Origin of the sequence: Corynebacterium sp. UMB10119B, from assembly GCF_030228125.1 — a bacterium.
Classification (GTDB): Bacteria; Actinomycetota; Actinomycetes; order Mycobacteriales; family Mycobacteriaceae; genus Corynebacterium; species Corynebacterium pseudogenitalium.
Genome location: NZ_JASPBG010000001.1, coordinates 189,248 through 201,949, shown reverse-complemented (window position 1 = coordinate 201,949; position 12,702 = coordinate 189,248). Strand labels below are relative to the sequence as shown.

The following is a 12,702-nucleotide window of genomic DNA, read 5'->3' as shown; positions in this document are numbered from 1 at the left end:
GCTACTGCCGAATTAGCTTTCGGCGATGAGCTGCTGCAGCTTCGCCACAACCTCACCAGCTGGGACCTCAAGGGTCTCGCCGCCGCGGATGCGAAGCTCAACGATGCCGTCGGCGAACGAGCGACCGAGGATCACAACGAACGGCATGCCGAGCAATTCGGCATCCTTGAACTTGACGCCTGGAGAAACCTTTGGGCGGTCGTCGTAAAGCACTTCGATGCCCTTGTCGCTGAGTTCCTGCACGAGGGCGTCTCCAGCCTCCATGGCTGCCTTGTCCTTGTTCGCGACGGCAACGTGCACCTGGTACGGCGCGACCGCGACTGGCCACACAAGTCCCTTCTCGTCGTGCTTCTGCTCCGCGACGACGGCCATCATGCGCGAGATACCGATGCCGTAGGAGCCCATCGTCGGCACGGCGCGCTTGCCGTTTTCGTCGAGGATCTGCACATCCATCGCTTCGGTGTACTTGCGTCCGAGTTGGAAGATGTGCCCCAGTTCAATGCCACGGGCGAGTTCAACGGTGCCGTTGCCGGACGGTGAGGGGTCGCCTTCCTTGATCTCGGCGGCTTCGATGAACCCGTCAACGGTGAAGTCGCGGCCGGCAACGAGGCCGACGACGTGCTTCTGAGGAGCGTCTGCACCGGTGATCCACGCGGAACCTTCCACCACGCGCGGGTCCGCGAGGACGCGTACACCGTTGGCTTGCAGTGCGCGTGGCCCGACGTAGCCCTTCACCAGGAAGTCGCTCTTGGTGAAGTCCTCGTCGCTGGCCAGCTCAAACGTCGCTGGTTCCAGGGAAGCTTCCAGGCGCTTTTCGTCGAGCTCGCGATCGCCCGGGATCACAACGCCGACGAGCTGCGGGCCGACCGGCTTACCGTTGTCGTCGAGCACGCGTGGGTCGTCGACCTTGATCATCATGCACTTCAGGGTGTCGGAGGCTTCGGCAGGGCGGCCGTCGATAAGCACTCCTGCCTCCTGTGCCCACTCCACGAGTGCCGCGATGGTCTCGGAAGCTGGGGTGGCGTGCTCGACGGCCTCCGGCAGCCCTTCAATCGGGCGTGGTTCAGGTGCAACCGTGGTCACTGCCTCAACGTTGGCGGCGTAATCTCCCGCGGTCGACACAGCAAAGGTGTCCTCACCGTTCTCGGAGTACGCAAGGAACTCCTCGGATGCGGAGCCACCCATCGCTCCGGAGGTTGCTTTGCAGATCTCGTAGCGGATGCCAACGCGGTTAAAGATGCGCTGGTAGGTCTCGCGATGCTTGGCGTACGAGTTGTCCAAGCCTTCGTCCGACATATCGAAGGAGTATGAGTCCTTCATCACGAACTCGCGGCCGCGGAGAATCCCGGCGCGTGGGCGTGCTTCGTCGCGGTACTTGGTCTGGATTTGGTAGAGCGTGACCGGGAAGTCCTTGTAGGAGGAATACATGTCCTTAACTGCTGCAGTGAACATCTCTTCGTGGGTTGGGCCAAGCAGCATGTCGGCGCCCTTGCGATCCTGCAAGCGGAAGAGGTCGTCGCCGTATTCGGTCCAGCGATTGGTCAGCTCGTATGGTTCGCGTGGAAGAAGCGCCGGGAACAACAGCTCTTGTGCGCCCATGCTGTTCATTTCTTCACGGACGATGCCCTCGATCTTGCGCAGCGTGCGAAGCCCGAGGGGCAGCCAGCTGTAGACGCCCGGCGCGGCGCGACGGACGTAGCCTGCTCGGACGAGCAGTTTGTGGCTAGGGACTTCGGCATCGGCGGGGTCCTCGCGCAGTGTGCGCAGGAATAGCTCTGACAGGCGTGTAATCATGGGGCATATCTTAGCGCTAGGGTGAGTTGCATGTTGATCCTGCTCCCTCCTTCCGAGACGAAGGCGCCCGGCGGCGAGCGCGACGCCATGTCTGTCTCCTTCCCTGCCCTTGATTCGGTGCGTGCTTCACTTTTCGACGACCTCTCCGCAATGGACGTAGACGAGATGATGGGGCTGCTCAAGATCCCGAAGACGAAGCGGGAGGAGGCGGTGGAGAATCAGTCGCTGCGCACTGGCCCGGTGATGCCTGCGATTTATCGCTATACGGGGGTGCTGTATGACGCGCTGGTTCCTGAGACGTTGCCGGATGATGCGATTCGCCGTTTGGCGGTTGGCTCGGCGCTGTTTGGTGTTGTGCGTGCTGATGACATGATTCCGCGCTACCGGGTCTCTGCCTCGTCGAAGGTGCCTGCTGCGGATGGGTCGCTGCCGACGATGCGGGCACGCTGGGGGTCAGCGGTTTCGGAGGCGCTTTCGCAGGAGTTGTTCGTGGTGGATATGCGTTCTGGCGCCTACGAGAAGCTTGGGCCTGTCGATGGCGCGGTGACGGTCCGGGTGGAGTCCGTTGCCCCGGATGGGTCGCGCAAGGTGGTCAGCCACTTTAATAAGCACTACAAGGGGCTGCTGGCCAGGGCGCTGGCGTGCGGGCCGGAGGTGGCGTCGATACGTGAGGTCGCCGAGGTTGCCGAGGCCGCGGGTTATGCTGTCGAGGTTCATGGTTTGGTGCTGACGCTTGTGGTGGAGGAAACGTAGATGGGTGCGCCGGTGAACTGGAAGCCGTGGGGTGTTGCTGTCATTGTGCTGCTGGCGCACGTGGCGCTGTTGCTGCTGTACTGGGACAGTATTCCTGACCCTGTTGCGACGCATTTTGACGCGTCGGGCCAGGCGGATAGTTGGGAGCCGAAGACGATGCTGCACGTGCTGATGATGCCGCTGGTTTCGGTGGCGACTGCCCTGTTGATGTTTGCATGCCTTCCCCCACGTGAGCTCGCACAGCCGCAGCCGGTTCCTGGAAGCGCCTCCGTGCCGTACTCCGTGAGTGTTGCGCAGCGAGTGGAACAGCTTGTGCACATGACCTGGCGCTTCATGGGGTGGTTCGCAGTGGCGATTGCTGTCGCGTTTCTGGTCAGCGACGCCACGACGCGCCTTCCAGCGTTTGCCCACATGCAGTGGCTTGCCCCCGCTATTTGGGTGGCGTTCACCATCCTGGTTGTCGCGGGAAGCCTCATCTTGATGGTGCGGCTGACGTCCTCGAAGAAGATCGAACCCGATGCGGAGGAGATGGACCGCGCTGATGACGAGTTTCTCGTGGGCATGTACAACGACCCGAACGATCCGATGGCCGCAATATCGATTTCGTCTCGCCCGACTCGCATCATCATCAACCGTGGGCAGCGGCTGGGCAAGCAGTATTTAATGCGGATGGTGGTCTCGATCGTGGTGTACACGCTCTTCACCGTGCTGGTGGCCATGCTATGAAAAAGGTGTTTGGGCTCCTCGCTGCGATTGTGCTGCTCGCTGTCGGCAGCTGGGTCTGGCAGCAAGTCGATGCCCCGGAAGTACGCGTAGCGAGCGTCGTCGATGGCGACACAATCGTTGTCGACGGCCCCGCTGGGCAAGAGCGCGTTCGCCTGCTCGGGATTGACACTCCGGAGCGTGGCGAGTGCTTAGCTGACGACGCAACCCGGCGTCTCGAGGAGCTCCTCCCCGAAGGCACGGGCGTACGCCTCGAATACGACCAGGAGCGCACCGACCGCTACGGGCGCACACTTGCCGGAGTGTTTCGCGACGGCCAATTCGTCAACGCCGTGATGGTGTCCGAGGGGTTTGCCCGCGTCGTCGAGTACGCGCCGAACACGAAGTTCACGCAGCGCCTCGAGGCAGAAGCCGCACCCGCGGTGCGCGATTCGCTCGGTATCTACGGGCTGGGGCCCGAGTGCTGGTTCACCGAGCCCACGCAACAGGTGACGTTGGAGATGCTCACCACCGGCATCGAGGAGCTCGAGCGCTCCCCCGGTGACCGCGGGCTTGCCGGCCGCTGCCAGCACTACGTCGACGCACTGCGCGACAGCGTGAAGCGCACGCGAAACTTCACGTTCCGCGAGCCCGCCATGGAGTACCTCGACGAACAGCAACGCCTTATCGACGAGCTGTCAACACCGTAAACTTCGAGTTCCTCGCCACCTGCTCCACCTGTGCAAAACGCTTCGCGACCTGGGCACGGTACGGCAGGTGCGAGTTGAACACTATGAAGAGCTGACCGCCCGGTTTCAACAGGCGATGCGATGCGTTCAGCAGATGCTCCACCAGCGTCGTGTCCACGGTCGTGCCCGCGTGAAATGGAGGGTTGAGCGCCACGGTGTCGAAGGAGGCGTCGGCAAACTTGCTTCCGGCATCATCCCAAGTCGCGTCAATACCGATCGCGCGGGCGGAAAGCACCGCGTCCACATCAGCATCCGTGGCACACACCTCCCCCTCAAGCCCCTTCGAAACAGCCCCATTGCCGCAACCGAGGTCCAATAGCGCGCCGGGGGCGTCCGGAAGACACGACCGCAGCAACTGCCCGCCGTAGTCCGCCCGCGCCCCCGCGAAGACGCCTCCGATGGCAACGAACCCGTTTTCTTCTACCGGCGTGTAGGACACAGGCTTTGGGTCACGCGCCGCGAGGCAGCGGAATTTACCTCTACCCCGCGTGGCGTGCACCTCAACGAAGGACTGCGCCAGCACACCATTCATGGTGCGGCTCAGGTGCTTGTTGTTCGCCCCCAACACGACGTCCGCCTGCGTAAACCCTGCGCCCGCGATACTGCGCGCGAGGTAGTCAAGGCGCGCGAGCGACTTCGGCATCTCTCCCAACGCAACGCACGAACCGGACAACCCCGCCAGGTACTCGTCGAGGCGCTGATCACCGACGACCTCTGCGCCCAACGCTGCTGCTTGCCGGCAGCGGGAGTAGTCCGTGTCCGCGACGACGACACGCTTCCCGCTTTCCACCCCGGCACGCACAAGCGCCCCGGTCGGGTCGTTGCACACGATGAGCATGTCGGCTGACTCGAACCCCTCGAGTTCACTCGCCTGCTCCCAGATCAGCCGGTCAAGCGCGCGCACGGCCACTTACCTCCCACTGCGTCAACACCAGGTACTGCTGCATGTTCTCTCCTTTTGCTCCTTGCCCAGACAGTTTAGGCTGTTGGCATGCATTACCCCGAGCTCCACCAACACTTTGCGGAAACACTCCCAGGCATGGTCGGCACGGTGGCGCCCACGCACTTCCCCAACGCCCAGGTGAGCTACCTCAACGAGTCAGTCGCGTCCGAGCTCGACCTCGACACGGAGTGGCTCCGAAGCGATGAGGGCATCGCCTGGATGTGCGGTGCCACAGGCGGGGTGGCAACTGCCTACGCAGGCCACCAATTCGGCGCGTTCGTGCCCCTGCTTGGCGACGGCCGCGCAACCCTCCTCGGCGACCGCAACGGGTACGAGATCCAGCTCAAGGGAAGCGGGCGCACCCCTTTCTCCCGCCCGGGCTCCGACGGGCAAGGCCCACTGACCGCAATGCTGCGCGAGTACCTGGTCTCGGAACATATGCACGCAATCGGAGTTCCGACCACACGCGCCCTCGCCGTTATCAGCACTGGTGAGACAGTCATGCGCAGCAGTGGCCCCGTTCCAGCGGGCATTGTGGTCCGCGTCGCGCGCTCCCACCTACGCGTTGGCTCGGTGCAGTACGCCGCGACCCAGTCCCATGAGCTCTTGGAAGCCGTCGTGCACGCCGCAGGATTCGATTCCGCGGAAAGGCTGCTGGAGGTGGTCGTCGACAAGCAGCTCGAACTGGTTGCGCAGTGGATGAGATACGGGTTCGTGCACGGCGTCATGAACACGGACAACACCGCACTCAGCGGCGAAACCATCGACTACGGGCCCTGCGCTTTCACCCAAGGGTTTGACCCGCACTCATGCTTCTCATCCATCGATCGGCATGGGCGCTACTGCTTCGGAGCCCAGCCAAACGTGATTGTGTGGAACCTCGTACGTCTTGCGGAAGCACTCTTACCGCTGATGCCGGAATCACGGGCCAACGAGATCCTTACCACTATCCCTGAGCGCTGGGAGGGCGCCACCAAGCGCTGGTTCGGACCGGAAGGCCTCGATGCATTAGGAGGTGTCGACGACCTCGCCGCCTACAACCGTAAACACGGCGTCAACGGACGCCCAGGTCCGTTGTATGTGCCGAAAAACTTCGCGCTACAAGACGCACTCGACGCGGTCGAGCACGTTGGCGACTACAGTCCGTTCACCGCTTTGCTCCAGGCAGTCACCCACCCATACGACCCGGACGCCGGGGAGCCGTGGATGCTCGAGAAGGAACCTGACGGCGCATTCACGACGTTCTGCGGAACGTAAAAGCCACACGGCGCCGGTACAACCGGAAGCCGTGTGGCCGATACTTTCAAGCTGCTACTACGCCTGCAGACCAAGCGTCTTTTGCGTCCACTCCCACTGCTTCTCATACGCCGCCTTGTCATCGCGCAGCGATACGCCGTAGGTCGGGAACATCTCGCGCAACTTGTCGCCCCAGGAGACCATGCGCTCGCCGAAGCAGCGCTCCAGCAGCTCAATCATCGCAGCCGGGGTAATCGACGCACCCGGCGACGCACCCAGGATGCCCGCGATCGTGCCGTCCTGGTCGTTGACCAGCGCGGTACCGAACTCGAGCGAACCAAACTTCGGTGCACGTGCAGGCTTAATCACCTGGACACGCTGGCCTGCGACAGCCACATCCCAGTCGGCAGGGTTTACCTCCGGGTAGTACTGACGCAGCACGTCGATCTTGCCGTCAAAATCGCGGAAGACTTCCTCCACCAGGTACTTCACCAAGCCGATGTTTGACGCAGCGACACCAAGGTAGGACGGAATGTTATCCGGACGAATCGACTTAAACAGGTCCAAGTACGAGCCCTTCTTCAAGAACTTCGGGCTCCAACCACCGTACGGGCCAAACAGTAGTGACTGCTCACCGTCAACAACGCGGAGGTCAAGGTGCGGAACGGACATTGGGGGCGCGCCCACCTTTGCCTTGCCGTACACCTTCGCTTGGTGCTGCGCGACCAGCTCCTGGTTGTTGGTACGCAGCCACATGCCGGAAATCGGGAACCCGGCGTAACCGTGCACCTCCGGCACGCCTGCCTTACGCAGCAAGTCGAGAGCGTAGCCGCCTGCACCTACGAACACGAAACGTGCACGCGCGACATGCTTGTCGCCTGTGTGGACATTGCGGACGGTGACATTCCACAGCTTGCCCTCGCGCTTAAGATTCACTACTTCGTGCCCGTAGTGGATCTGGGTACCAGCCTTCTCGGAGGCGTCGAAAAACTGGCGAGTCAGCGCACCGTAGTTAATGTCAGTACCCGCGTCCATCCAGGAAATTGCAACAGGCTCAGCACCAAAGTCGCGGCCCTTCGCCATCAGCGGAAGCTTCTCAGCAAACTTTTCTTCATTCGCCGAGAACTGCATACCCGGGAACATGTGGTTCGCAGACAGGGCCTCGTAACGGCGACGCAGGTAGTCGATCTGGTCCTGCCCCTGCGCGAACGAAACGTGCGGGACTGGGTGAATGAACTCGCTTGGGTCCCCCAACTTGCCATTGTCGATCTGATGGGACCAGAACTGGCGCGCGATCTGGAACTTCTCATTAATCGCGAGCGCCTTTGTAATCTGAATCTGCCCATTCTTTTCAGGCGTGTAGTTCAACTCACACAGCGCAGAGTGCCCGGTACCCGCGTTGTTGAGCGGGTACGAGGACTCTTGCGCTGGCCCCTCAAGTCGCTCATACACTGCTTGAGTCCACTCCGGCTCAAGCTCCCGGATCATTGCTCCCAGCGTGGCACTCATAATTCCGGCGCCGATATGCAGTACGTCAACCTCATCAACGTACTGGATGTTGCCCGTCTCAGACATTAGTAATATTCCCTCTTCGATCCATATCGTTGTACGAGTGCAACGCACACCTCAGGCAGGTGCGTAACCTCTCTAACCATACGCTTGTTGGCTGAATAGTTTCCACCTTACGTTACCCCTTATGCCCACATTTTGTTTTTGCTTCATACTTGCAGCCACCCCACCCCTTACACCCGCCCCCACCCCCTAGACCAAATGGCAAACATGGCTACTTGCGCAGCCCAAGCAAGTTCCTAGCCAGTCCGTTACCATTCCTACATGGCCAAAATTAGGAGCAACCACTGGCAACCAGACATATTGGGGGACGGATTCGAACAACTTACGCTCCCCCTCGGGGAAGACCCTGATACCCACCAGCCGGTCGTAGCAACACTCGTAAGAACGAGCCCAGCGCCACCGTCCAAACCTGGACAACCAGCCTTACTGTGGATTCACGGCATGTCCGATTACTTTTTCCAGGATCATGTGGCCGAGTATTTCCACGAACAGGGTTATCCATTTTATGCACTCGACCTTCGTCGCTGCGGGCGCTCTCGACAGCGAGGTGAGCGCTGGCACTACACCCGGGATATGTCCCACTATTTCCCGGAAATCACGAAAGCGGTGCAGTACGTAGCCCAGGAACACGGCCAGGTAGTACTACTCGCACACTCAACGGGCGGGCTTATCGCGCCACTGTGGGCCGATGAGATGCGCCGCAACAACCCCGAAGTCCACGAACTTGTAGCCGGCATCATTCTGAACAGTCCCTGGTTGGACCTGCAGTTTCCGAAATCAATGACGACGGTGTTCAAGCCAGTCATCAATACTCTCGGCAAAGTTGTTCCGCTGCTGCCACTCCCAGGAGGAAGTCTCACCGCCTACGGTAAATCTCTCCACTACGAGGATCATGGTTCATGGTCCTTCAACAAGCAGTGGAAACCGATCTCCGGGCATCGGAAATATTTCGGCTGGATGCGCGCTGTGCTTCAGGCGCAGGCAAAGATTCACTCGGGGTCGATAAACGCTGGTGTTCCAACGCTGGTCCTGCATTCCTCGCATTCTTTTTTGAAAGACGAGTACACCCCAGCTGCTGATACCGCGGATACCATCTTGGACGTCGACCAGATCAGCTACTGGGCGCCCCACGTCGCCGACGACACCACCACCGTCGCCATCGATGGCGCCCGCCACGACGTCTTCCTTTCCGAGCCTTACTCGCGCACAGCTGCCTACCGCGCGTCCATCCAGTGGCTGCAGACCCTCACAACACCTAAGGAGTAACCAATGAGCATTCACGTAGACGAGCATTTTGACCTCATTATTATCGGCACCGGGTCCGGCAACTCGATCCTTACCCCAGAGTTCGACGACAAGAAGGTTGCCATCGTGGAGAAAGGCACCTTCGGCGGCACATGCCTCAACGTCGGCTGCATTCCGACAAAGATGTATGTGCTCGCCGCAGACGCCGCATACCAGGCCCGCACGTCCAAGAAGCTCGGTGTTGACCTCGAATATCGAGGCGTCGATTGGCCCTCAATCGTCGGCCGCGTCTTCACCGAGCGCATCGACAAGATCGCTGAGGGTGGCGAAGCCTACCGCCGTGGCGACGAGTGCCCCAACGTCACCGTCTTCGACCAGCACGCAAGATTCGTCGCCCCGAAGACAATTTCCACCGGTATCGGCGATGACGCGTGCACGATCTCCGCGGATCAAGTTGTGATCGCCGCGGGATCGCGCCCCTTCATCCCCGAGTGGGCAAAGAACGTGCCGTTCCACACCAACGAAGACATCATGCGCCTGCCGGAGCTCCCCAAATCACTGACAATCGTTGGCGGTGGCTTCATCGCGATGGAGTTCGCTCACGTCTTTGACGCCCTCGGCACCAAGGTCACGGTGATCAATCGCTCACCATTCCTGCGCACGTTAGATAAGGACATCACGCAGCGCTTCAATGAGCTCGCCCAAGAGCGTTTCGACGTCCACTTCGGCAACGTCCGCGACGCTCAACACAACGACGACGGTGTAACCCTCACGCTCGACGACGGCACCACCATCACCAGCGAGCACCTCCTGATTGGCATGGGCCGTATCCCGAACGGCGACCAGATGTCGCTCGAGGCATCGGGCATCGATATGGAAGATGACGGTCGCGTGGCCGTCGATAGTTACGGGCGCACCTCCTGCCCTGGCGTGTGGGCTCTCGGTGACGTGTCCTCCCCGTATCAGCTCAAGCATGTGGCCAACGCGGAGATGCGCGCGGTGCGCCACAACCTACTGGCGGCGATGAATGGCGCCCCAGTATCCGAGTACCGCGTCATGCCGCACGAGCATGTCCCCTTCGCCGTTTTCACCGAGCCACAGATCACCACAGTTGGCCTCACGGAAAAAGAGGCGCAAGACGCAGGCTACGACGTCACCGTGAAGCAACAGAACTACGGCGACGTTGCCTACGGCTGGGCGCTCGAGGACACCTCGGGCATTGTAAAGCTTGTCGCCGACAAGAAAACTGGGAGACTCCTGGGTGCCCATCTTATTGGTCCACAAGCCTCCACGCTCATCCAGCAGCTGATCACCATCATGGCGTTCGACATGGACCTTCGAGAAGTTGTGCGCAAGCAGTACTGGATCCACCCTGCCCTGCCGGAGGTTATCGAAAACGCGCTTCTTGGTCTTGACCTTGTATTTATCGGCGATTAAAACTTGCCGCCACCCCAAAACGGGGTAGTAGTCAGTTTAGGCAAGGTAACCCTCATGAGCGAGCACATTTTCCCAGGTGACTTCACCATGTGTAACACATGTGACACGAGCGACGATTCCCCTGTTGGTGCAGCAGGCCATACGCGGGCTTACTGAAAGTTCTCTCACGAATTTTTTGGGATAACTTGTGCAATCTTGCCCGCGTTGGTCTAAAGTAGGTCACCGACACCGGGCAGAGTCCACATGGGGCTTGCTATCGGTCCTAGGGCCTTCACAGGTTCTGGATTTCTCCGAACTTCCACCCGGACGTCTTGTAAGTATCTATCAGAGAAGGATTTCGTTTCATGCGTAATTTCCGTAAGGCAGCCCTCGCAGGCGCTACCGCTGTCGCTGTAGCATTCGGCTCCGCAACCGTCGCTATTGCTGAAGAGAGCACACCAGCTCCGACCACCACCCACGCCCCGAAGGTGATTGAAGATTCCAAGGGTCTGGGCGGCTCCTCCACCAAGATCGGCCACAGCCTTGAAGCCTGGGAGAAAAAGGACGGCAAGGTCCAGGCAAACCCTGCAGACGGTCGCGAGATCTTCGGCTCCTCCAAGGATAACTTTAAAGGGCAGCCAAAGTGGGCACAGCTGGGCTACGTCCTCACCGTGTTCACCTCCGTCGCTGCAGCAGTCGGCCTGATCGTTGGACCTGCATACAACTTCGTTGTTCACGGTCTGCCAGCAGCCAAGTAAGTAATCGCGGATTTCCGCAACTGAATCAATAAATTTCGAAAGAAGGAAACTCAATGCGTAACTTCCGCACCGCAGCTGTTGCTTCCGCAACCGCACTGACTGTCGCTCTTGGCGGCATTGCCACCGCTTCCGCAGCAGAGAAGACCGATACTCCTGCAAAGCCAGAGACCGTCCCAACCGCCACCGAGACGCCTAAGCCTAAGGCTGACCGCCAGGTAATCTTCACGGGCAAGCAGGAAGGCGACAAGGAAGCCGGCAAGGTCATCTCCGAGGGCACCAAGGGCCTGTTCTCTGGCGCTGGTTCCTCCCACTACTACGATGACACCGACAAGCCTTTCTACGTCACCGATGCGTTCGGTAAAGAGACTGACGCTGCGGCTGTCCCTCAGTGGGCACGCGCTTGGATCGACGGCACTGTCATCGCTTCTATCGGCGCACTGGTTGGCCTGATCATCGCTGGCTTCAACTTCGCTTCCTACAACGGCCTGATCAAGCTCTAAGATCTGCCTCTTAGGAAACGCCACTGCCCTGTCGCAACACGCGACAGGGCAGTTTTCTTTTGGGTAAAAAGAATCGCTGTTGGTGCCTTACAACGACACCAACAGCGAATCAGCTATATCTGAGAGTTGGTTACACTCCCAACATCAGCTGCCCCTCCGCAACATCCTTGTCCGGAATGGTGAGGATCTCGTTGCCGTCCTCCGTAATCACCAAGGTGTGCTCAAACTGAGCTGTGAACTTGCCGTCGCGGTTCTGCACAGTCCAGCCGTTATCCCAAATATCGTACGGCAGTGCGCCGAGATTGATCATCGGTTCGATCGTCAGCGTCATGCCTGGCTCCAAGATGTCCCGGTATGCATCCGAGTCGTAGTGGAGCACCACGAGTCCGTTGTGGAACGTAGGACCAACACCATGACCAGTGAAGTCGGTCACCACGTTGTAGCCGAAGCGCTTCGCATAGGACTCGATAACCCTGCCGATCACGTTGATCTCACGGCCGGGCTTCGCCACCTTGATGCCCCGCATCATCGCCTCATACGTGCGCTGGACCAGATCCTTATGCTCCTGAGTGACATCGCCAGCGAGGAACGTCGCATTTGTATCACCGTGGACGCCGTTCTTATACGCGGTGACGTCAATGTTGACGATGTCGCCGTCCTCAATCACAGTGCTATCCGGGATGCCGTGGCACACAATCTCGTTCAAAGACACGCAGCAGGACTTCGGGAAGCCACGGTAGCCGAGCGTGGACGGGTACGCTCCGTGGTCAAGCATGTACTCGTGGGCCACGCGGTCGATCTCATCCGTCGTCACGCCAGGCTTCACTGCTGCGCCCGCAACCGCCAGTGCATTCGCTGCGATCTTCGAGCTCTCGCGCATCTTCTCGATCGTCTCGGCGTCCTGCACGTACGGCTCGCCGATGTTTTCCTGTACGTCGCCCTTCCAGGCGTACTCGGGACGCTCAATGTCCTTCGGAACCTTCCGGATTGGGGTGGACGCTTCTTGCTTTAGTTTTCCTCGTTTGCTCATGCGC

The 12,702-nt window shown here is 60.1% G+C and carries 12 protein-coding genes; 8 read left to right on the top strand and 4 right to left on the bottom strand.

The window, feature by feature from the left end:
• Positions 1-12: 12 nt before the first annotated feature.
• Positions 13-1,794, bottom strand: coding sequence for a proline--tRNA ligase (locus QP802_RS00920; RefSeq protein WP_284817449.1), 1,782 nt, complete (start codon positions 1,792-1,794; stop codon positions 13-15).
• A 30-nt stretch (positions 1,795-1,824) separates the two neighbouring features.
• Between QP802_RS00920 and QP802_RS00915 the strand changes: the two genes are divergently transcribed.
• From QP802_RS00915 to QP802_RS00905, 3 genes are read left to right on the top strand one after another with little or no spacing between them, the layout of a single operon-like run.
• On the top strand, positions 1,825-2,547 hold the full coding sequence (locus QP802_RS00915) for a YaaA family protein (protein ID WP_284817448.1): 723 nt from the start codon (positions 1,825-1,827) through the stop codon (positions 2,545-2,547).
• Positions 2,548-3,273, top strand: coding sequence for a DUF1648 domain-containing protein (locus QP802_RS00910; RefSeq protein WP_256041694.1), 726 nt, complete (start codon positions 2,548-2,550; stop codon positions 3,271-3,273).
• Entirely contained in the window at positions 3,270-3,959 is a 690-nt protein-coding gene (locus QP802_RS00905; RefSeq protein WP_284817447.1) for a thermonuclease family protein, read from the top strand. The genes QP802_RS00910 and QP802_RS00905 overlap by 4 nt, the downstream gene beginning before the upstream one ends.
• On the opposite strand, the gene QP802_RS00900 is transcribed toward QP802_RS00905, so the two are convergent.
• Positions 3,934-4,902, bottom strand: coding sequence for a class I SAM-dependent methyltransferase (locus QP802_RS00900; protein ID WP_071572522.1), 969 nt, complete (start codon positions 4,900-4,902; stop codon positions 3,934-3,936). The two genes, QP802_RS00905 and QP802_RS00900, sit on opposite strands and share 26 nt — an antisense overlap.
• A gap of 87 nt (positions 4,903-4,989) precedes the next feature.
• Here QP802_RS00900 and QP802_RS00895 point away from each other — a divergent pair, with 87 nt between their 5' ends.
• The gene (locus QP802_RS00895) at positions 4,990-6,198 is read left to right on the top strand and encodes a protein adenylyltransferase SelO family protein (RefSeq protein WP_284817446.1); all 1,209 of its coding nucleotides are present in this window, start codon (positions 4,990-4,992) and stop codon (positions 6,196-6,198) included.
• A gap of 57 nt (positions 6,199-6,255) precedes the next feature.
• Here the strand turns inward: QP802_RS00895 and mqo are convergent, their stop codons facing one another.
• Positions 6,256-7,752 (bottom strand): malate dehydrogenase (quinone), encoded by a 1,497-nt coding sequence (gene mqo, locus QP802_RS00890; protein WP_070478879.1) that lies wholly within the window; start codon positions 7,750-7,752, stop codon positions 6,256-6,258.
• A gap of 258 nt (positions 7,753-8,010) precedes the next feature.
• Between mqo and QP802_RS00885 the strand changes: the two genes are divergently transcribed.
• The 4 genes from QP802_RS00885 to QP802_RS00870 all read left to right on the top strand — a co-directional run bounded on the left by QP802_RS00885 (position 8,011) and on the right by QP802_RS00870 (position 11,668).
• Positions 8,011-9,015: an alpha/beta hydrolase gene (locus tag QP802_RS00885; RefSeq protein ID WP_256059541.1), complete on the top strand. Its 1,005-nt coding sequence runs from the start codon at positions 8,011-8,013 to the stop codon at positions 9,013-9,015.
• Positions 9,016-9,018: 3 nt separating this feature from the next.
• Positions 9,019-10,431: a mycothione reductase gene (gene mtr, locus QP802_RS00880; RefSeq protein WP_284817445.1), complete on the top strand. Its 1,413-nt coding sequence runs from the start codon at positions 9,019-9,021 to the stop codon at positions 10,429-10,431.
• A gap of 344 nt (positions 10,432-10,775) precedes the next feature.
• Entirely contained in the window at positions 10,776-11,168 is a 393-nt protein-coding gene (locus QP802_RS00875; RefSeq protein ID WP_070362292.1) for a hypothetical protein, read from the top strand.
• A 53-nt stretch (positions 11,169-11,221) separates the two neighbouring features.
• Positions 11,222-11,668 (top strand): hypothetical protein, encoded by a 447-nt coding sequence (locus QP802_RS00870; protein ID WP_284817444.1) that lies wholly within the window; start codon positions 11,222-11,224, stop codon positions 11,666-11,668.
• 130 nt (positions 11,669-11,798) lie between these two features.
• On the opposite strand, the gene map is transcribed toward QP802_RS00870, so the two are convergent.
• Positions 11,799-12,698, bottom strand: a complete 900-nt coding sequence (map, locus tag QP802_RS00865) for a type I methionyl aminopeptidase (protein WP_256059544.1) — start codon at positions 12,696-12,698, stop codon at positions 11,799-11,801.
• Positions 12,699-12,702 lie beyond the last annotated feature (4 nt).

What these genes read in the sequence shown, in the direction of transcription:
- QP802_RS00920 (WP_284817449.1), bottom strand. Translation starts at nt 1,794, where the DNA reads ATGATTACACGCCTGTCAGAGCTATTCCTGCGCACACTGCGCGAGGAC.
- QP802_RS00915 (WP_284817448.1), top strand. Translation starts at nt 1,825, where the DNA reads ATGTTGATCCTGCTCCCTCCTTCCGAGACGAAGGCGCCCGGCGGCGAG.
- QP802_RS00910 (WP_256041694.1), top strand. Translation starts at nt 2,548, where the DNA reads ATGGGTGCGCCGGTGAACTGGAAGCCGTGGGGTGTTGCTGTCATTGTG.
- QP802_RS00905 (WP_284817447.1), top strand. Translation starts at nt 3,270, where the DNA reads ATGAAAAAGGTGTTTGGGCTCCTCGCTGCGATTGTGCTGCTCGCTGTC.
- QP802_RS00895 (WP_284817446.1), top strand. Translation starts at nt 4,990, where the DNA reads ATGCATTACCCCGAGCTCCACCAACACTTTGCGGAAACACTCCCAGGC.
- mqo (WP_070478879.1), bottom strand. Translation starts at nt 7,752, where the DNA reads ATGTCTGAGACGGGCAACATCCAGTACGTTGATGAGGTTGACGTACTG.
- QP802_RS00885 (WP_256059541.1), top strand. Translation starts at nt 8,011, where the DNA reads ATGGCCAAAATTAGGAGCAACCACTGGCAACCAGACATATTGGGGGAC.
- mtr (WP_284817445.1), top strand. Translation starts at nt 9,019, where the DNA reads ATGAGCATTCACGTAGACGAGCATTTTGACCTCATTATTATCGGCACC.
- QP802_RS00875 (WP_070362292.1), top strand. Translation starts at nt 10,776, where the DNA reads ATGCGTAATTTCCGTAAGGCAGCCCTCGCAGGCGCTACCGCTGTCGCT.
- QP802_RS00870 (WP_284817444.1), top strand. Translation starts at nt 11,222, where the DNA reads ATGCGTAACTTCCGCACCGCAGCTGTTGCTTCCGCAACCGCACTGACT.
- map (WP_256059544.1), bottom strand. Translation starts at nt 12,698, where the DNA reads ATGAGCAAACGAGGAAAACTAAAGCAAGAAGCGTCCACCCCAATCCGG.